The 20,854-nt window shown below is 36.3% G+C and carries 16 protein-coding genes; 13 read left to right on the top strand and 3 right to left on the bottom strand.

What is annotated here, in order from left to right; all coding sequences use genetic code 11:
- The 3 genes from infB to CAT7_RS08650 all read left to right on the top strand — a co-directional run.
- Window positions 1-2,148 (top strand): translation initiation factor IF-2 (gene infB, locus CAT7_RS08660; protein ID WP_007724535.1); only part of this gene is annotated, 2,148 nt, incomplete at its 5' end.
- Between the two features lie 23 nt (window positions 2,149-2,171).
- On the top strand, window positions 2,172-2,519 hold the full coding sequence (rbfA, locus tag CAT7_RS08655; protein WP_007724533.1) for a 30S ribosome-binding factor RbfA: 348 nt from the start codon (window positions 2,172-2,174) through the stop codon (window positions 2,517-2,519).
- 187 nt (window positions 2,520-2,706) lie between these two features.
- Complete coding sequence (locus CAT7_RS08650) at window positions 2,707-3,867, top strand: LysM peptidoglycan-binding domain-containing protein (RefSeq protein WP_007724531.1); 1,161 nt, start codon at window positions 2,707-2,709, stop codon at window positions 3,865-3,867.
- 128 nt (window positions 3,868-3,995) lie between these two features.
- Here the strand turns inward: CAT7_RS08650 and CAT7_RS08645 are convergent, their stop codons facing one another.
- Window positions 3,996-4,838 (bottom strand): DegV family protein, encoded by an 843-nt coding sequence (locus CAT7_RS08645; RefSeq protein WP_007724529.1) that lies wholly within the window; start codon window positions 4,836-4,838, stop codon window positions 3,996-3,998.
- Window positions 4,839-4,998: 160 nt separating this feature from the next.
- Between CAT7_RS08645 and truB the strand changes: the two genes are divergently transcribed.
- The 10 genes from truB to CAT7_RS08590 all read left to right on the top strand — a co-directional run bounded on the left by truB (window position 4,999) and on the right by CAT7_RS08590 (window position 18,754).
- Entirely contained in the window at window positions 4,999-5,916 is a 918-nt protein-coding gene (truB, locus tag CAT7_RS08640; RefSeq protein WP_007724526.1) for a tRNA pseudouridine(55) synthase TruB, read from the top strand.
- Between the two features lie 15 nt (window positions 5,917-5,931).
- Window positions 5,932-6,903 carry a riboflavin biosynthesis protein RibF gene (ribF, locus tag CAT7_RS08635; protein ID WP_007724524.1) on the top strand — a complete coding sequence of 324 codons (972 nt, stop codon included), beginning with the start codon at window positions 5,932-5,934 and terminating at the stop codon, window positions 6,901-6,903.
- 270 nt (window positions 6,904-7,173) lie between these two features.
- A complete protein-coding gene (locus CAT7_RS08630) occupies window positions 7,174-8,388 on the top strand; it encodes an argininosuccinate synthase (RefSeq protein WP_007724522.1) in 1,215 nt (404 codons plus the stop codon).
- A 41-nt stretch (window positions 8,389-8,429) separates the two neighbouring features.
- On the top strand, window positions 8,430-9,809 hold the full coding sequence (gene argH / locus CAT7_RS08625) for an argininosuccinate lyase (protein WP_007724520.1): 1,380 nt from the start codon (window positions 8,430-8,432) through the stop codon (window positions 9,807-9,809).
- 216 nt (window positions 9,810-10,025) lie between these two features.
- Complete coding sequence (gene hrcA / locus CAT7_RS08615; protein WP_007724518.1) at window positions 10,026-11,063, top strand: heat-inducible transcriptional repressor HrcA; 1,038 nt, start codon at window positions 10,026-10,028, stop codon at window positions 11,061-11,063.
- A 19-nt stretch (window positions 11,064-11,082) separates the two neighbouring features.
- Complete coding sequence (gene grpE, locus CAT7_RS08610) at window positions 11,083-11,661, top strand: nucleotide exchange factor GrpE (RefSeq protein WP_007724516.1); 579 nt, start codon at window positions 11,083-11,085, stop codon at window positions 11,659-11,661.
- A gap of 52 nt (window positions 11,662-11,713) precedes the next feature.
- The gene (gene dnaK / locus CAT7_RS08605; protein WP_007724515.1) at window positions 11,714-13,543 is read left to right on the top strand and encodes a molecular chaperone DnaK; all 1,830 of its coding nucleotides are present in this window, start codon (window positions 11,714-11,716) and stop codon (window positions 13,541-13,543) included.
- A gap of 130 nt (window positions 13,544-13,673) precedes the next feature.
- Entirely contained in the window at window positions 13,674-14,831 is a 1,158-nt protein-coding gene (gene dnaJ / locus CAT7_RS08600; protein WP_156780538.1) for a molecular chaperone DnaJ, read from the top strand.
- 185 nt (window positions 14,832-15,016) lie between these two features.
- The gene (lepA, locus tag CAT7_RS08595) at window positions 15,017-16,840 is read left to right on the top strand and encodes a translation elongation factor 4 (RefSeq protein WP_007724512.1); all 1,824 of its coding nucleotides are present in this window, start codon (window positions 15,017-15,019) and stop codon (window positions 16,838-16,840) included.
- 414 nt (window positions 16,841-17,254) lie between these two features.
- Entirely contained in the window at window positions 17,255-18,754 is a 1,500-nt protein-coding gene (locus tag CAT7_RS08590; protein WP_007724506.1) for an FAD/NAD(P)-binding protein, read from the top strand.
- Between the two features lie 303 nt (window positions 18,755-19,057).
- Here CAT7_RS08590 and CAT7_RS08585 read toward each other — a convergent pair whose 3' ends face one another.
- Together CAT7_RS08585 and CAT7_RS08580 are read right to left on the bottom strand one after the other, a co-directional pair.
- Window positions 19,058-19,696 (bottom strand): GNAT family N-acetyltransferase, encoded by a 639-nt coding sequence (locus tag CAT7_RS08585; protein WP_007724504.1) that lies wholly within the window; start codon window positions 19,694-19,696, stop codon window positions 19,058-19,060.
- 97 nt (window positions 19,697-19,793) lie between these two features.
- A complete protein-coding gene (locus tag CAT7_RS08580; RefSeq protein ID WP_007724502.1) occupies window positions 19,794-20,828 on the bottom strand; it encodes a YeiH family protein in 1,035 nt (344 codons plus the stop codon).
- Window positions 20,829-20,854: the final 26 nt, after the last annotated feature.

Raw genomic sequence — 20,854 nt, 5'->3', positions numbered from 1 at the left:
TCAACTAATAAAAATGGATCAACAAGTACTTCAAGTACAAAAAATCAAAAAGGTGGTAATCCTATAACGAATCAGAAGAATCAATCCAATCAAACAAACAAACCAGCAACGAACAAACCGGCTGCAACAAATAAGCCAGCAGCAACAAACAGACCGGCAGCAACAAACAAACCAACTACTACAAGTAGTTCAGCTGCCCAAACTGGGACTGGAAACCAAACACAACAACGTACGACAACTCAAGGTCCAAATAAGAATAAACGTACTGGTAACAGACCATTTAACCGTGGAAGCGTAGGAACACATGGTGGATTTAACAAACGTAAGAGAAAAGGTAAAAAAGGTGAAACTAAACCAGTAGCACCACCAGTTGCACGTAAATTTAAAGAACTACCTGAAGTTCTAGTGTACACAGATGGTATGACTGTAGCGGATATATCTAAAAAGATTTACCGTGAACCAGCTGAAATTATCAAAAAACTATTCTTGCTTGGTGTTGTAGCAACTCTGAACCAAAGTTTAGGTAAAGAAGCTATTGAATTACTTGCTGAAGAATATGGTATTCAAACAGAAGAAAAAATTCAAGTAGACGTTTCTGATTTAGATATTTACTTTGATCAAGAAGTGGTTGAAGAAAATCTTATCACTCGTCCACCAGTAGTCACAATCATGGGACACGTTGACCATGGTAAAACAACTTTGTTAGACTCACTTAGAAATACAAAAGTAAGTTTAGGCGAAGCCGGCGGAATTACACAACATATTGGTGCTTATCAAGTTGATGTTGATGGAAAAACCATTACTTTCTTAGATACACCAGGACACGCTGCCTTCACAACAATGCGTGCTCGTGGAGCAGACGTAACGGATATTACAATTATCGTTGTTGCGGCTGATGATGGAGTTATGCCACAAACAGTTGAAGCTATCAATCATGCTAAAGCTGCTGAAGTTCCAATTATCGTAGCTGTAAACAAAGTGGATAAACCAGATGCTAACCCTGAACGTGTGATGCAAGAATTAACAGAATACGGTTTAGTTCCAGAATCTTGGGGCGGAGATACAATATTCGTTGAAATCTCAGCTAAATTCGGTCAAAACTTAGACGAATTATTAGAAATGATTTTACTTGTCGCTGAAGTTGAAGATTTGAAAGCTGATCCTAAACGTTTAGCTCTTGGTTCAGTAATCGAAGCTCGTTTAGATAAATCTAAAGGTCCAATTGCGACTTTACTTGTACAAGAAGGAACACTTAATGTTGGAGACCCTATTGTAGTTGGAAACACTTATGGACGTGTCCGTGTAATGGTCAACGAAAATGGCCGTCGCGTTAAACATGCTGGTCCTTCTGCTCCAGTTGAAATCACTGGATTAAACACTGCTCCTCAAGCGGGAGATCAATTTGTTGTCTTTGAAGACGAAAAAACAGCTCGTGCTGCAGGCGAAACACGTGAGAAAAAAGCAATGGCTGAGCAACGTTCGGTAACGAACCGCGTAACAATCGATAACTTATTCTCTAGTTTGCAAGAAGGAGAATTGAAAGAAGTTAATGTTATCATCAAAGCAGACGTACAAGGTTCTGCTGAAGCATTATCATCAAGTTTGCAAAAAATTGATGTAGAAGGCGTACGTGTAAAAATGATTCATACTGCTGTTGGAGCAATCAACGAAAGTGATATTACTCTAGCTGCTGCAAGTAATGCTATCATTATCGGTTTTAACGTTCGTCCAACTCCTCAAGCTAAAATTCAAGCTGATCAAGAGCAAGTAGATATCCGTTTACACCGCATCATTTATAACGCAATCGATGAAATTGAAACAGCTATGAAAGGTCTATTAGACCCTGAATACGAAGAAAAAGTAACCGGACAAGCGGTTGTTCGTGAAACATTCAAAGTATCTAAAGTTGGAACAATTGCCGGAGGATTTGTTACAGATGGTTACATCACTCGTAGCAGCAGCATCCGCTTGATTCGTGATAATATCGTTATCTTTGAAGGCGAATTAGCAAGTTTGAAACGCTTTAAAGACGACGCTAAAGAAGTTAAAAAAGGCTTTGAATGTGGATTTATGGTCAAAGATTACAATGAAGTTGAAGTTGATGATATTATTGAAGCTTATGAAATGGTTGAAATTAAACGTAAGTAATACGTAAGAAAGAAGGGTTAAACATGGCAAATCATAGAATTGGACGTGTTTCACAAGAAATTCAAAGAGAAGTAAATGATATCTTGAAAAAACGCGTGAAAGATCCACGGGTTGCTGATGTAAATATAACCGACGTACGTGTAACCGGTGATCTCCAACAAGCAACTGTTTTTTATAGTATTCTATCTGATAAAGCTAGTGAACGTGAAAAAACGCAATTAGGATTAGATAAAGCATCTGGTTTAGTTAGAAGTGAGTTAGGCAAACGTTTGTCGCTCTACAAAACGCCAGAAATCAGTTTTGAACGTGATGAATCTGTTGAATATGGAAATCATATTGATGAATTGTTGCGTAATTTAAATAAAGACTAAAAAATACCTCCAAGGGGCAACCTTTTGGAGGTTTTTTTGTAAAAATTTTAAAATAAAAGGATTAAAAAAATTTATTAAAAACTAGAATAGTTGTTCGAAGTGGTATAATAAAGGTGAAAGAAGGGCCAATAACATAGTATAAAATCGCATTGAAAAACTTACTTAAAAAAATAAAGGAGTGAGTAAAATGCGTTTTAAATTTGGATTGGTTAGCCTTCTAGTATCATTTTTGCTCTTAATCAGCTTAGCTTTTGCTTTACCCGTTACTGCAGCTAGCTCTCAGTATGTTACTAAAGGAAATACGACGTCTAAAGTGGTTGCCTTAACATTTGATGATGGGGCCGATGGTAAAAATATTACTAAGATTCTACAAATTTTAAACACCAATAAAATTAAATCTACCTTTTTCATTACTGGAAAAGCAGCTGAAAATCATCCACAATTGATTAAAATGATTGTTTCTCAAGGTCACGAAATAGGAAATCATTCTTATTATCATCCTAATTTCACTAAAATGACCGCAACTCAGATTAAAACAGAATTAGATAAAGCAGACGCCGCTATTAAAAAAACGGTGGGGAAGACCACGAAACCTTATTTCCGTGCACCTTTTGGTTCGGTAAACACGGCTACATTATTAGCAGTGGGAAATTTAGGTTATACAAACACCATTGGTTGGACAATTGATACTGTCGATTGGAAAGGTGTTTCTTCATCAGAAATCACTAAAAAAGTAGTAAATAATGAAACTCCAGGAATGATTGTTTTGATGCACACAGGAGAAGGAGCACCAGGCACTCCAGGAGCCCTTCAAACGATGATCAACCAATTGAAAGCAAAAGGTTATACATTCGTTACGGTGAGCCAATTATTATCGACCATACCAACTAAAGCTAGCAGTGGTCAACACGTTGTTAAATCTGGAGATACATTAACTAAAATTTCCGCATTGTATGGTGTTACAGTTCAACAATTGACAACAGCTAATCAGCTAACGAATATGAACTTGATTCGTGTTGGTCAACTACTCATTATTCCGACTACTAATTATACTGTCAAGGCGGGTGATATATTGATCAAAATTGCTAAGGCACACAATGTAACGGTTCAACAGTTAGTGGATACCAATAAATTGACTAACCCAAATTTGCTGAAAATCGGTCAGATTCTAAAGATTCCTGCTAAACTTGCAGCAACGACAATGAACTATAAGGTTAAATCAGGAGATACACTATACAGTATTGCTAATAAATATGGGGTGAAAGTTCAGTCAATCGTCACCGCTAATAAGTTAGCTAGTGCTAATGTCATAACGGTTGGCCAAGTGTTAAAAATACCGACTAAATAACCTGTTCAATTGCTATGGAACCAACCTATGTCTTACGTTTCACTTTATAAACCCGTTCAATTTGTGCATCAAAAAATTAAATATTGAATAGCAAAAGAGGCTGGGAAAATCCCAGCCTCTTTTAATAATTATTTTTTAAGGTAAGAAATAGCAAATGCTTCTTTACCAGCATGAGCCATTAAAGTAGGGCAAGCATAACCAATGTGCATTGGAACTCCAGGGAAATTTTCTTTCAGTGAACGAATAATTTTTTCGGAAAAAGGATTTAAACCAATATGAGTAAAACCAATTTGTTTGATGTCAGCTGATGATTTCATCTCCATAATGATACTTTCTACTTTCTTTTGTAAAGCTTTTAATCCTCTACCTTTTACTTCTGGTATTAACGCTTCAGGTGTGAAGTTTAACATCAGTTTAATATTTAAGAAAGTAGAAATTCGACCTAAAGTTTGGTTCATGCGACCACCTTTAATTAAATTGTCTAAGTTGACAATCCCAATATACATTTTAGTATTCCATTTAATCAATTCAAGTTCTTGTTTGATTTCTTCTATAGACGCTCCTTGTTGCGCTAACTCAGCTGCCCTTATTACTTGATAGGCTAGTGGACGATCGACAAATTGGCTGTCGAATATCGTTACCTTTGATGAAGATAACATCGCTCCTTGTTGAGCTGCAGAACATGTGCCGGTTAAATAGCCAGCTACATGAATCGAAAGGACTTCACTGCCATTGGATCCTAAGCGGTTATACGTTTCCGCCATTTGCCCAATAGAAGGTTGAGAAGTCTTAGGCAACACTGGGCTTTTCTCCATTAGGTGTAAGAATTCAGCTTTAGAGACAGTAATATCATCATAATATAGCGAGTGATCTAACATTGCAGCTAGTGGTACAACTGTAATATTGTATTTTTCTTGTTCTTCTTTTGATAATTGGACAGTAGAATCTGTCACTATTTTAATGGGATTCATTTGTAATCCTCCTACAGAAAATCATTAACTGTATAATCATATCAAATTTTTGATTAAAAAACCATTATTTTTAGTTGTTTACTCAACTTTTAAAGCATGACGATTAGTAAAAAAATATGGTATACTAGGAGAGTTAAAAATGGAAGGTTGGGGTTAAACGATGGAAGGTATTCTCCCTTTATGGAAAGAACGTGGCATGACCAGCCATGATTGTGTATTTAAACTTAGAAAAATTTTAAAAACAAAAAAAATTGGACATACAGGTACTCTGGATCCAGATGTCGACGGTGTATTACCTATTTGTGTTGGAAAAGCCACAAAAGTTGTAGAATACATGATGGAAACAGGTAAAGGGTACATAGGTGAAATTACACTGGGCTATTCAACAACGACAGAAGACCGTAGTGGTGAAATTGTTGAACAAGTGAAAGTAGAACGTATTCCAACATTGGAAGCTGTTGACGCTGCAATGAAAGAAATGGAAGGAAAAATCACTCAAGTTCCGCCCATGTATTCTGCTGTAAAAGTAAATGGTAGAAAGTTGTATGAATACGCTCGCGCTGGTGAAACGGTTGAACGCCCTGTTCGAATAGCTGACATAAAATCATTTAAACGTACTTCGGATATTTTGGTAGATGAAGAGCAAGGAACTGTTTCATGGAAATTTGAGGTAGCTTGTGGAAAAGGAACTTATGTCCGTACGTTAGCAGTGGATTTAGGCGCAAAGATGGGTTACCCGGCACATATGTCAGACTTAACACGTATATTAAGTGGAACTTTTAAAGCAAGCGATTGTTTAACCTTAGCTCAAGTTGCTGAAAAAATGGAACAGCAAGAAATTGAAGAAGCATTATTTCCTTTAGAATTTGGATTAAAAGAATTAGCGTCATTCGACATTGATGAAGTTTTATTGGATAAAGTAAAAAATGGCTCTGTACTGCCACTGGATACGGTGCCTAAAGAGTTATCTATGCCAGTTGTCTTTACTTATCTGCAAAAAGCGGTCAGTATTTATGCTATCCATCCACAAAAGAAAGATTTTTTAAAACCCGTCAAAGTTTTACGGAATAATATATAGAGGAGTTTTTACACTATGAAAATCATTAAACTGCGTCATCCATACCAAGCAAATGAAATCCCTGAAGATGAAGTGGTATTAGCTTTAGGTTTTTTTGATGGTGTGCATAGAGGGCATCAAGAAGTGATTGGTAGAGCAAAAAACATTGCTGATAAAAACAATCTGAAATTAGCTGTGATGACGTTTAATCAGCATCCTTCTATTGTATTTAAAAAATTAGATCCTGATCAACACAAATATCTTTCCACTGTTTCTCGTAAAGAAGAACTGATGGATAAAATAGGGGTTGACTACCTTTATGAAGTAGACTTTACGTCTGCCTTTGCTAGCTTATCTCCGCAAGATTTTGTGGAACAATACATTATTAATCTCCATGCAAAAACGGTTGTTGCTGGTTTTGATTATACATTTGGTAAAAAAGAAGTGGCTTCAATGGAGCATTTGCCAATGTACGCAAATAATCGTTTTGACATTGTAGTGGTGGAGAAACAAACGTTAAAAGAAAAAAAAATCAGTTCTACACGCATTCGCTTAGCTTTAGAAATCGGCGATATGGCTGTTGCAAATAAACTTTTAGGGTATACTTATGCTACTCCAGGAAGAGTCGTACATGGCGATGCTAGAGGAAGGTTACTTGGTTTCCCGACAGCCAATATTGAAGTTGAAAATTTTGTTAAGCTGCCACGCATAGGCGTGTATGCTGTTGAAATTTTAGTTGGTGGTCAAGTTTATAAAGGAATGGCCTCTATCGGTCATAATGTAACTTTTGAACCGAATCGTCCATTGACGGTTGAAGTGTACATTCTTGATTTTAGCGATGATATCTATGGTGAAGAAGTTACGGTGTTTTGGCATGACTATTTACGAGGTGAAGAAAAGTTTGATTCCATTGATGCTTTGATCGCTCAATTGAAACAAGATGAATTAGATACGGTACATTTTTTTGAAAAAAAGGATTATTCAACTCAGGTAGATGAATTGTCTTAATGCCAAATCAATTAAACCAAAAAGACAAGAGACCGATTGTTTCTTGTCTTTTTTTTTGTCTATTAATGATAAATTGATGAATGGTATTTTTAACCAGTGGTTCTAATTTATACACGTTTTATGAATAAACGATAAATTTATACAATATTATTCCGGAATAAAGCTAAAAAATACACTATTTAGCATAAAAAAACACTTTAAGCTTGTTTTAATCTTCTTGCCATGTTAGGATACTTTCATGCAAGAAAATTAATCGGATGAGGTGTTTTTATGAATAAAGGAAAAGTAGTTTTAGCTTACTCAGGAGGATTGGATACTTCAGTATCTATTAAGTGGTTAATAGATGAAGGATACGAAGTCATTGCTTGTTGTTTAGATGTAGGAGAAGGAAAAAACTTAGATTTCATTAAAGAAAAAGCGATACAAATCGGAGCTTCTGCTTCTTATACGATCGACGCTAAAGAAGAATTTGCAAATGAGTTTGCATTGATTGCTTTACAAGCACATACGTATTACGAAGGCAAATACCCATTGATATCGGCGTTGTCTCGTCCACTCATTGCTAAAAAATTGGTTGAAGTAGCTATAAAAGAAGATGCCGTAGCTGTAGCACATGGTTGTACAGGAAAAGGAAATGACCAAGTTCGGTTTGAAGTAGCCATTCATTCTCTAGCGCCTCAATTAACGGTACTTGCACCTGTTCGTGATTGGACATGGTCAAGAGAAGAAGAAATCAATTATGCGATTGAACACTCCATCCCAGTTCCGATTGATTTAGATAATCCATTCTCTATTGATCAAAATCTTTGGGGAAGAAGCAATGAATGTGGCGTTTTAGAAAATCCTTGGATTGCACCACCGGAAGTGGCATATGATTTAACAGCGAGTTTAGAAAACACACCGAATATACCTGAACTTATTGAAATTGAGTTTTTAGCAGGTGTGCCAATCGCACTGGATGGTTCGAAATATGAATTGTCAGATTTAATTCAACAGTTGAACAGCATTGCTGGAAAACATGGAGTTGGACGGATTGATCATATCGAAAATAGATTGATTGGAATCAAATCGCGTGAAGTTTATGAAGCTCCTGGAGCGGTTACGCTTATGACAGCTCATAAAGAATTGGAAGATTTGACGTTTGTTAAAGACATTGCCCACTTTAAACCGCTTATCGAACAAAAAATTACCGAAATGATCTATAACGGTTTATGGTACAACCCCTTGACAGAAAGTTTGATTGCTTTCTTAAAATCAACTCAAAAGTATGTAAATGGAACAGTACGGGTAAAATTATTTAAAGGACATGCAATTGTGGAAGGCAGAAAATCACCAAATTCTCTTTATGATGAAGAGTTAGCAACCTACACTTCTGCAGATACGTTTAATCAAGAAGCTTCGGTTGGATTTATTAAATTATGGGGACTGCCAACAAAAGTTCACGCAGAAGTTAATAAACCAAAGGATGCTATTAAAAATAAATAACCAAAAAGAAAGTACTCTTAAATACGGATAGGATGACAAATATGAAAAAATTATGGGGCGGTCGTTTTGAAGGAGAAAACCAAAAATGGATTGATGAGTTTGGTGCTTCAATTGAAGTAGACCAAGTTTTAGCTGAAGAAGACATCATAGGAAGTTTGGCGCATGTTAAAATGTTGGCTAAAACGACTATTATTCGTCAAGTAGAAGCAGATGAAATCATCAGAGGGCTAGAACGTCTTTTAGAAAAAGCCCGCAAAAAAGAGTTGGTATTTTCTATTGATAATGAAGATATTCATTTGAATATTGAAACGCTGCTCCATAAAGAGATTGGACCTGTTGCTGGAAAATTGCATACTGCAAGAAGCAGAAATGATCAAGTGGCCACAGACATGCACCTTTATTTGAAAAATCAAGTTGGCGAAATCGCTGAAGTACTAGTGGATCTTGAAAAAGTTATTTTGTTAAAAGCGGAAAAACATGTCGAAACGATTATTCCTGGATATACACATTTGCAACATGCACAGCCAATATCTTTTGCGCACCATTTATTGGCTTATTACAACATGTTTAAACGCGATTTAGAAAGATACCAGGATAGCTTAAAACGAATTGATTGTTCACCATTAGGAGCAGCTGCTTTAGCAGGAACGACCTTTCCAATTGATCGCTTATACACTGCTGAACAACTCGGTTTCAGTTCGGTTTATTCAAATAGTATGGATGCTGTTAGCGACCGTGATTTCATCTTAGAATTTCTATCAAATAGCAGTATATTAATGATGCATCTCTCTCGTTTTTGCGAAGAAATCATTCTTTGGACAAGTCACGAGTATCAATTTGCTAGTTTAACAGATGCATTCTCAACTGGAAGTTCAATCATGCCGCAAAAGAAAAATCCTGACATGGCAGAACTAATACGTGGTAAGACTGGCAGAGTATATGGCAACTTATTTTCATTATTGACGGTGATGAAAAGTTTGCCGCTAGCTTATAATAAGGATTTGCAAGAAGACAAAGAAGGCATGTTCGATACAGTAAAAACCGTTAAAGATTGTTTGACGATATTTGCGGGTATGCTAGATGATATGATTATACATGAAGAAAAAATGAGTGAAGCAACTACAAAGGATTTTTCAAACGCAACGGAATTAGCCGATTATCTTGCTTCTAAAGGTATTCCATTTAGAGAAGCACATGAAATTGTCGGTAAATTAGTGTTGAAGTGCTTAAAAAAAGGCAATTACTTACAAGATATTTCTTTAGCAGAGTTTCAAGAAACAGCTCCAGTCATCCAAGAAGATGTCTATTCATTGTTAGAAGCGCGTGTAGCTGTAGAACGTAGAAACTCGTTAGGCGGCACTGGTTTTTCTCAAATTAAGTTTGAACTAGAAAAAGCAAAAAAAGAGTTTCCTATCATTTAATGAAAAAAAGAGAGTAAAAATGAAGCGATTTATTTTTACTCTCTTTTTTTTGAGCGAAAAACCGAATAAATCAAGCGGAAACTCAGTATTTTGGTTAAACGTCAAAATTAGTCAAAAAAGTAAGCAAAAATTATTGACAGAAACAATTATATTTGGTAAATTAATAAATGTATTAGCACTCAATAGTTTCAAGTGCTAAAAAAGAGGTGAGGTAACATGTTAACTGAAAGACAGATTTTAATTTTAAAATCTATCATTCGCTTATACACTTCATATGAGACGCCTATAGGGTCTAAAACCTTAATGAATGAAGCTGATATTAATTTTAGCTCAGCAACCATTCGGAATGAAATGGGACGTCTTGAAGAATTAGGCTTCATTGAAAAAACGCATTCGTCATCAGGTCGTGTTCCATCGTTGAAGGGCTATCGTTTTTATGTAGACTATCTAGTGCACCCAGCAAAAATTCAGAAAAAAGATCTTGCTGTCATAAAAGATGCTTTAGGCAATCAATTTAGACAGTTGGATGAAATTGTTTTTCAATCTGCTGAATTACTTTCTCAGTTGACCAGTTATACGGCAATTACGTTAGGTCCTGAAATTAAAGAAAGCATCTTAACCGGTTTTCGTTTGGTACCCTTAAATGATTATCAAGTCATGGCTATTTTAGTAACTGATAAAGGCCATGTAGAAAACCAAGTTGTTGCTATTCCAAAATCGATGGATGTTAACGAGCTAGAAAAAATTGTTCGCATTTTTAATGAACAATTGGTTGGTCTACCGTTAATGGAAGTATTTAAAAGACTGAAGACTGAAATTCCTTTGTTGCTAAACAAGTATGTTAGAACAAATGATGGGCTCATAAACACCTTCGAAGATATCTTTTTGAAGGCTGGACAAGATAGGATGCATGTTGGTGGAAGAATGAATATTTTAGATTTTTCGAATGAATTAAACGTCGAAAAATTCAAGTCTATTTATTCCTTGATGGATGGTACTCATGACTTGTCTTCTTTAGTGATTCCCAGCACTACTGGAATCACTGTAAAAATTGGCACGGAATTAAATAATGAGCTATTTAATGAGTTTAGTTTAATTACGGCAAGCTATGAGATTGAAGGATACAATTCAGGAGTCATTGCATTATTGGGGCCAACGAATATGCCTTATTCAAAAATGATCGGACTTGTGGATGTATTTCGAAATGAGCTTTCAAAAAAAATAATCGACTACTATCATTCTGTAGAAGATTAATCAAAAAGGAGCTGTTGATGTGTCTAGAAATAAAGATAAGAAGCAAGAACAAGAAGTGGTTGAAGAATCAACAACAGAAACAGTAGAAGAAACGGTTATTAAACCTGAAGAAACGACTGAATCTGTCGAAGTTGAACAACCAGAAGTAGATGAACTTGCTGAAGCAAAAGCTGCTTTAGAAGAAATGGAAAACAAATATTTGCGCGTGCAAGCTGAAATGGCAAATATCCAAAAACGTAATGCAAAAGAGCGTCAAGACGCTGCTAAATTCCGTGCACAATCTTTAGCAACTGAATTGCTGCCAGTAATTGATAACTTAGAACGTGCTTTAGCTATAGAAGTAGCAGACGAGCATGGCAAAAATTTGAAAAAGGGAATCGAAATGGTAATGGAAACGTTCAATGCTGCCCTAAAAAGCGAAGGAATTGACGTTATTGATCCTCTAAATGAACCGTTTGATCCGAATTATCATCAGGCTGTTCAAACAGTACCCGTTGAAGACGGACAAACAAGTGAAACAGTTGTACAAGTTTTACAAAAAGGGTATGATTTAAAGGGACGTGTATTGCGTCCAGCAATGGTTATCGTTGCTCAATAAAACTGATAAAAATAAAAAAAAACTAAAATAATAGATAAATGAGGGATTTAGAATGGGTAAAATAATTGGTATTGACTTAGGAACAACAAATTCAGCAGTTGCTGTATTAGAAGGCGGAGAAGCAAAAATTATTCCGAATCCAGAAGGTAACCGTACGACTCCTTCAGTTGTAGCTTTTAAAAATGGAGAAATGCAAGTAGGAGAAGTTGCAAAACGTCAAGCTGTAACAAACCCTAATACAATTAGTTCAATCAAACGTCATATTGGCGAAGCTGGATACTCAGTTGAAGTTGATGGTAAAAAATATACACCACAAGAAATTTCAGCAACAATTCTACAATACTTGAAAGGTTATGCTGAAAGCTATTTAGGCGAAACAGTTGATAAAGCTGTTATCACTGTTCCTGCTTACTTCAATGATGCACAACGTCAAGCAACAAAAGATGCTGGTAAAATTGCTGGTCTTGAAGTTGAACGTATTGTAAATGAACCAACTGCTGCTGCATTGGCTTATGGTTTAGACAAAACAGATAAAGAAGAAAAAGTATTAGTATTTGACCTTGGTGGTGGTACATTTGACGTTTCTATCCTTGAATTGGGTGACGGAGTATTTGATGTATTGTCTACTGCTGGAGACAACAAATTAGGTGGAGATGATTTTGATAACAAAATCATGGACTACTTGGTAGCTGAGTTTAAAAAAGAAAACGGTGTTGATTTATCTAAAGATAAAATGGCTGTTCAACGTTTGAAAGATGCTGCTGAAAAAGCTAAAAAAGATTTATCAGGCGTAACTTCAACACAAATCAGCTTACCATTTATTACTGCTGGTGAAGCTGGACCATTGCACTTGGAAATCAACTTAACTCGTGCGAAATTTGATGAATTAACTTATGATTTAGTAGAACGTACTAAAGGACCAGTTCGTCAAGCTCTTAAAGATGCTGGTTTAAGCACATCTGAAATTGATGAAGTTATCTTAGTTGGTGGATCAACACGTATTCCAGCTGTTGTAGATGCTGTACGTAAAGAAGCTGGCAAAGAACCAAACAAATCTGTTAACCCAGATGAAGTTGTAGCAATGGGTGCTGCAATCCAAGGTGGAGTTATCACTGGTGATGTTAAAGATATCGTATTATTAGATGTTACTCCATTATCATTAGGTATTGAAACAATGGGTGGCGTATTTACTAAATTGATCGACCGTAATACAACAATTCCAACAAGTAAATCACAAGTATTCTCAACAGCTGCTGATAACCAACCAGCTGTTGATGTACACGTAATGCAAGGTGAACGTCCAATGGCAGCTGACAACAAAACGTTAGGTCGCTTCCAATTGACTGATATTCCTGCTGCACCTCGTGGTATTCCTCAAATCGAAGTAACATTTGATATTGATAAAAACGGAATTGTTAACGTAAGTGCTAAAGACTTAGGAACTCAAAAAGAACAAACTATTACAATCAAATCTTCTTCAGGTTTAACAGATGAAGAAATCGAACGTATGGTTAAAGATGCAGAATCTAATGCTGAAGCAGATAAAGCTCGTAAAGAAGAAGTAGAATTACGTAACGAAGTGGATCAATTATTATTCCAAGTTGATAAAACAATCACTGAACTTGAAGGTAAAGTTGATGAAGCTGAAGTTAAAAAAGCTGAAGAAGCTCGTGATGAATTAAAAGCTGCTGTTGAAGCAAATGATCTTGAAACAATGAAAACTAAACGCGATGAATTAAACGAAATCGTTCAAGCTTTAACAGTTAAATTGTATGAACAAGCTGCTCAAGCTCAAGCAGAAGCAAACCCTGAAGATGCACAAGGTGGATCTGATGATGTTGTAGACGCTGATTTTGAAGAAGTCGATGACGAAAACAAATAATCTTTATAACTAGAGGATGGAAGGGGAAAGCCAAGGCAAATTGCTTTTGGCTTTTTCTTCTAGATATGCTATGCTCATTAAGGCAAATTTAAAGATTTATTAAAAAATTGTCACGTAACGATGGAGGGAAATTATGGCTAAAAGAGACTTATATGAAGTGTTAGGAGTATCAAAAGGTGCTTCTGACGATGAAATAAAAAAGGCATACCGAAAATTATCAAAAAAGTTCCATCCAGATATCAACAAAGATGCTGGAGCAGAAGATAAATTTAAAGAAGTTGCAGAAGCCTATGAAGTATTAAGCGATGCGAATAAACGCGCTGCTTATGACCAATATGGCCATGCAAGTACAGATCCAAACTTTGGAGCAGGCGGCGGTTTCGGCGGCGGAGGCTTTGGTGGTGGTTTCGGTGGCGGCGGATTTGAAGATATCTTTGAATCTTTCTTTGGTGGCGGTGGTCGTTCACAAAATCCAAACGCACCTCGTCAAGGGGAAGATTTACAGTATTCAGTAAATCTTGAATTTGAAGAAGCTATTTTCGGAAAAGAAACGACCATCAGCTACAATCGTGAAGAAGAATGTAAAACGTGTCATGGAGATGGTGCTAAACCTGGTACTCATCCTGTAACGTGTTCTAAATGTCGTGGTACAGGTTCATTAAATGTTGAACGAAATACTCCGCTTGGTCGCGTAATGACTCGTCAAACGTGTGATGTTTGTCATGGTACTGGTAAAGAAATTAAAGAGTCTTGTCCAACTTGTCATGGTTCTGGACATATGAAAGACAAACATACAGTTAAAGTGACTGTCCCTGCAGGTGTTGAAGACGGCAATCAAATGCGCTTAAATGGTCAAGGTGAAGCCGGCAAGAATGGCGGACCATACGGTGATTTATATGTTGTTTTCCGTGTGAAAGCTAGCAGAGAATTTGAACGTAATGGATCAGAAATTTATTATGAATTGCCAATCAATTTTGTCCAAGCTACTTTAGGAGATGAAGTCGAAGTTCCAACTGTTCACGGTAATGTTAAACTTAAAATACCTGCTGGAACGCAAACTGGAACGAACTTCCGCTTGAGAGGCAAAGGTGCTCCTAAATTACGTGGTACTGGTACTGGAGATCAACACGTAAAAATTAAACTGGTTACACCAAAAAACTTATCAAAAGAACAAACAGAATTGTTGAGACAATTTGCTAAAGCAAGTGGTATGGACGTTGACGAACAAGACGGTTCTATTTTTGATAAAGTAAAAGATGCCTTTAAAGCAGATAAGAAAAAGAAATGAACCGATTTCTTTAAATAAGTGTGAGCCTTAGTTAAACTGAAAAGAAAACCTAAGTATAACTGCTTAGGTTTTCTTTTTTAGTTTAAACGTTCGTTTCGCTCTAATCCATTGTAATTCAAGGGTTTCACTGGTATAATTTACAGTGACACTTTTTCGGAATAAATAATGAAGGTAGGCACGACTAAATGAATAAACAAGAATTACTGGAAAGACAAAAACGCATTCGGAATTTTTCCATTATTGCCCATATTGACCATGGAAAATCAACATTAGCCGATCGTATTTTACAAATGACGCACACGGTCGCTGATCGTGACATGCAAGCACAATTATTGGATTCTATGGATCTTGAACGTGAACGAGGCATCACCATTAAACTAAATGCGATTGAATTGAACTATACGGCAAAAGATGGCGAAACATATACGTTACACTTGATTGACACACCAGGTCACGTCGATTTCACGTATGAAGTTTCAAGAAGTTTAGCAGCCTGTGAAGGAGCTATTCTGGTTGTAGATGCAGCCCAAGGAATTGAAGCCCAAACATTGGCAAACGTTTATCTTGCGTTAGACAACGATCTTGAGATTATTCCGGTTATCAACAAAATAGATTTACCAGCTGCAGATCCAGAACGTGTTCGTGCTGAGATTGAAGATGTAATTGGAATCGATGCAAGCGATGCCGTTTTAGCGAGCGCTAAAGCTGGTATTGGAATCGAAGATATCTTAGAACAAATCGTTGAAAGAGTTCCTGCTCCAGTTGGTGATACTGACAGTCCTTTGAAAGCTTTAATATTTGACTCAGCTTACGATGCTTATCGTGGAGTAGTATTGAATATTCGTGTGATGGAAGGGATGATCAAACCTGGAGATACCATGAAAATGATGAGTAACGGAAAAACATTTGAAGTAGCTGAAGTGGGCATCTTCTCACCTAAACCGATCAAACGTGATTTCTTGATGGTTGGTGACGTTGGATACGTTACAGCTAATATCAAAACCGTTCAAGATACGCGAGTTGGGGATACAATCACATTAGCAAACAATCCTGCTGAAGAATCATTAGAAGGCTACCGCAAAATGACGCCAATGGTTTATTGTGGAATGTACCCAATTGATTCATCTCGTTATGGCGATTTAAGAGACGCTTTAGACAAGTTACAATTAAATGATGCAGCTCTACAATTCGAAGCTGAAACGTCTCAAGCGCTTGGATTTGGGTATCGTTGTGGGTTCTTAGGACTTTTACACATGGACGTTATTCAAGAACGTCTTGAACGTGAATTTAACTTAGATTTGATTACAACAGCTCCATCCGTTATTTACCACGCTAACTTAACAGATGGTACGCAACAAATCGTAGCTAACCCGGCTGAAATGCCTGAGCCAGGTGTAATTGAATCAATCGAAGAACCTTACGTTAAAGCAACAATCATGGTTCCGAATGATTACGTTGGTGCAGTTATGGAAATTTCACAACGCAAACGTGGTGACTTCTTAACAATGGATTACATGGATGATAACCGTGTAAACGTGGTTTATGAAATTCCATTATCAGAAATCGTTTATGATTTCTTTGATAAATTAAAATCAAGTACTAAAGGATATGCTTCTTTAGATTACGAAATGATTGGCTATAAGAAGAGCGCTCTTTCTAAGATGGATATTCTATTGAACGGTGAAAAAGTAGATGCTTTAGGATTTATCGTCCATAAAGACTTTGCTTTCAACCGTGGTAAAGCCATTGTTGATCAATTGAAGACGATCATTCCAAGACATCAATTCGAAATTCCAGTTCAAGCAGCAATCGGACAAAAAATTGTTGCACGTTCAAACATCAAAGCCTTGCGTAAAGATGTTACAGCTAAATTATATGGTGGTGACGTAACCCGTCGTCAAAAACTATTGAAGAAACAAAAAGCTGGTAAAAAACGTATGAAACAAGTCGGATCAGTTGAAGTACCTCAAGAAGCGTTTATGTCTGTACTTAAGATGGACGACGAATAAATCGTTGATATAACAGTGTTTTTATTGGGGATTTTATGACTTGATTTAATGATTTGCCTACCATTTGCTTACCAAAATAAATTGGCTTTTCGTCAAATGGTGTGGATGAGCTAAATTTAGTTAAAAATAAAATCTGATTTAGGCAGCGTGAGGCAACGGACTCACGCTGTTTTTTTAGTCTCTTGGCATACAGTGTGGTTAATTTCTTGCGTACCATATGTTTTGAACCAAAATCAAAATTCGTGGGATGAGACAAAAAAATTTTCTTTAGCTTTGAAAATCGATAAAAACATTTTAATTTCGATAAACCGATCCGAAATTGAAAAATAACGACTAAAATAACTTGATATTTAAAAGTATGAATTATTCAGGTATAATTAGTTGGATTAGTTTTGTAGTTATAGGAGGATAACAATGGATATTGCTATTGTAGGAGCTGGAATTTCTGGTTCAAATGTATTAAAAAGTTTAATAACTCATCCGAATTTCCAAGCGGATGACTTAATCGATGTCTATGAACCCCGTCAGTCTCTAGGCTCAGGGTTACCTTATGAACCAACTGACGACGAATCAATTATGTTAAACACCTCTTCGGATGTGTTGAGTGTGGATGAAAATAATGAATTAGATTTTACGGAGTGGTTAGAACATCATTTTAAAGAACCAACGAATTTTGAGCAACTCGTTTCACGGCCACATTATGGAAAATATTTAGTGGAGCGCTTTTCCCCATTCTATACGCACGAACAAGTACGCCACGTTCAAAATACTGTTGTTGACGTTGAAGTGCTAGATGCTGCAACAAAAGAACCAGCAGATGACACACAAGACGGCAATTTTGTGTACCGTATTAAAACAGAAGACGGCTGGCAAGATAGTGTCTATGATGCGGTATTCTTTTCAGTCGGACATCCTGAATACAATGATTTCTATGATTTAAAAGGTACTGAAAATTATATTCATAACCCTTACCCAATGAAAGAAAAACTGGCAAATTTTGACAATAATCAAAAGATTTCAGTTGTTGGAAGTGGTGCTACAGGTGTTGACTTGATGCGTTTCTTCATGTCTAATTATGAATTAGAGCAACCTCTAACATTTTATGATTTAAAAGAACCGTTCTACTGTGTAGCTATTCCTTATGAGAAGGATGATTTTACATATCACTTAACAAAAAATTGGGTGGAAGAACAAAAAGAAGTACACGGTGGGTTTATTCCGCTCCAAGTCATACTCGATACGATTAAAGATGATTTAAAACAAGAGAATGCTGAGCCTATGGCAGTTTATAATCGTTATAAATCAGGAACGCTAGACGTTTTCCGCAAAGCATTTGATATGAAAGACCAGGAATTGGCAGCTGTTCAGAAATACGCGGCTAATTCTGTTCCAAATCTTCCGCATTTATATAATGCATTGTCAGGTGAAGACCAACAAGAGTATATGAAAAACTATTATCAGATTATGTTGTTTTTCAAAACGAAAGTACCTTACTACAGCTATCAGTGGTTATTTGAATTAATCGATGCGGGTAAAGTAGAAACCGTTGCTGGTTTAAAAGAAGTAAATGTTTTAGAAAATGGACGCTTCCAATTTGTGACGGAGGATAGCGAAGCCGAAGCTGATATTGTCGTTAACGCAACAGGTTTTATAAACAATATTGAAATACTGACTAAACACTCTGAGTTAATTAAAAATCTATTCCATCGCCGATTAATTCTGCCGCATGTGAATGGGAAATTTATCTTAGTCGATTGGCCACAGTGTCGTGTGCTTAACCAACAATATGGACGTATGGATAATTTATTCTTCCTCGGTCTATTAATTGGTGGAACACAACATGAGAATAATGATGCCGGGCAAACGATTCAGCAAGCCCAATATACAGCAAAAGCGTTTATGGACGAACGATAATTTAACAATGAAATGAGCTCAGAACCCTTTGTGGTTCTGGGCTTTTTTGTTCACATGCGTATAAATTTCGGAATGGCCGGATTATTGTTATATTAAGGGTACGCAAATGGAACAAGCTATATGAATGCAAGAGGAATTTATATGGAAATCGAAGGTTACGAAAAATTAACGCTATGAGGTAAAAAAATATTCGATCGAACACATGTGGAGTATAAGAAAGTTGTAGATGACGAATCAACTCAACTGCTTGTATGTCATTCATATATTCATAAAATAAACTTTGAACTGGAACGGTTAATTCGTTTAGTCGGATAAGTTTAGTTTTCCTTCATATAGATAGTAAATTTCTAAGGTATCATTATTTCCTGGTTCCCAATAATATTTTTTCTCAGCTACGCGGGATAGACCCTTGTGTTCATAGTAATGGTAATTAGAAGAGTTGTCGGTAAACAAATAGAAGTTTTCTGCTTGGTGTTGTTTAAGGTAATCATAAAAATGATTATACAACAGTCCACCAATACCCAATCCTTTAAATTCTTCTTTCACGATAAGCAAATTTAAACCGGCGTCATAATTTTTCTGGCTTTTTTCTAAAAGGAATTCATTGATTTCCAGCGTTTGAATGTATTTCAAAAAGATCGAATCAGGTTCAGTAATGCGTAATATTTTTTCCAATGAAGAAATATTCTTCCTAGTACTGATTTTCTGAATATTGGTTTGGTCTACTAATCCGGTTGCTACAATTCCTACTATGTCGTCACCTATTTGAGCAACAAAAACATCGTCTGATTCTAGTAATAGATCACTTAGAAAAAAATCGGCCATTGAGGCTACCAAATTGTTTGGGACCCATGACCGATAATCCCAAGTGTTAATCACTAAATTCAAAATAGAATCATAGTCCTCGGGGATCATCTTTCTTAAGATAGTTTCTTGTTTCATTTCTATGCTCTCCTTGTTTGAAAGTATTTCTCTATGTGCAACTAACTACTGGAATCATTGATGTAAAACGACTTTTTCTATCTAGTAAATGATTCTATTAGAACAGCCAAGTAATTAATACAACAGCCAATACGATTTGGAAGAAGCCAATCAGTAAACCGTACAGCATAGTTCGAGGTCCTTCTTTTAAGATATCAGAGAACTTGACCTGTAGTCCAATCGCAGCTAAAGCAGTAATCTCAAATTGGTTGCTGATGACTTCCGAGCTGTGGATCACTAGGGAAGGCAAAGGCAGAAAACTTCTAAGCATGAACAAAAAGAAGAAGCCGATAATAAACCAAGGAACAGTCATTAGACTAGAACTCTTTTTCACTTCAGAAGTTGAGCTGGTAGTCGTTTTAGAAAATAGCGGTTCTTCCTCTTTGGTATTTAATTTGCTGAAACATAAGGCTACACCAACAATGAGGAGAACTCTCATGAGTTTAAAGACAATGGATAAATTAGTTACGTCCGTACTGACCAGCTTAGCTGAAGCAACGACTTGTCCGATAGATTGGACTGTTCCACCGATCAGAGCAGATGTTTGAACGACTTCATTTTGATACAGAACAGAAGAGAGGATAGGCAATAAGACCATCAATAGCGTCCCCATGACATTGACTATAGTAATAGACATGGCTTTATCTTTCTTATCAGCTTCAATCACCGGAGAAACAGTCCCGATAGCAGAAGAGCCACAGACTGCGTTACCCGCACCCATCAATAAAGACATCTTTTTATTAAACTTCATAGTTCGACCAATCCAATAAGCAAATAATATCGTCAAGACCATTTGGAGAATCACAAAAATAAATCCGGCAGAACCAACTTGCTTGATGATTTGAAAATCTAAAATCATGCCGTTTAATACAATCGACCACTCTAAGAGTGTTTTTTCAGAAAATTTAGTTCCTCTTTTCAAATAAGGTTTGTTCAAAAAAGTATTTCCTAAAAGGATACCTAGAAAAATAGCAATCAGTGCTGCACCTAGATTCGGTATAAAATTGGTCAAATACTGACTGATGAGTGAAATTAGGATGCTGATCATTAGACCAGGTAAGATGGAACGGGTATTTTTCATTTGAGTATACATATTAAATCTCCTTCAATCCTTTGTTT

Source organism: Carnobacterium sp. AT7 (assembly GCF_000171855.1).
In the GTDB taxonomy this organism is placed as follows: Bacteria; Bacillota; Bacilli; order Lactobacillales; family Carnobacteriaceae; genus Carnobacterium_B; species Carnobacterium_B jeotgali.
This window is presented reverse-complemented; position numbering and strand designations above follow the sequence as displayed.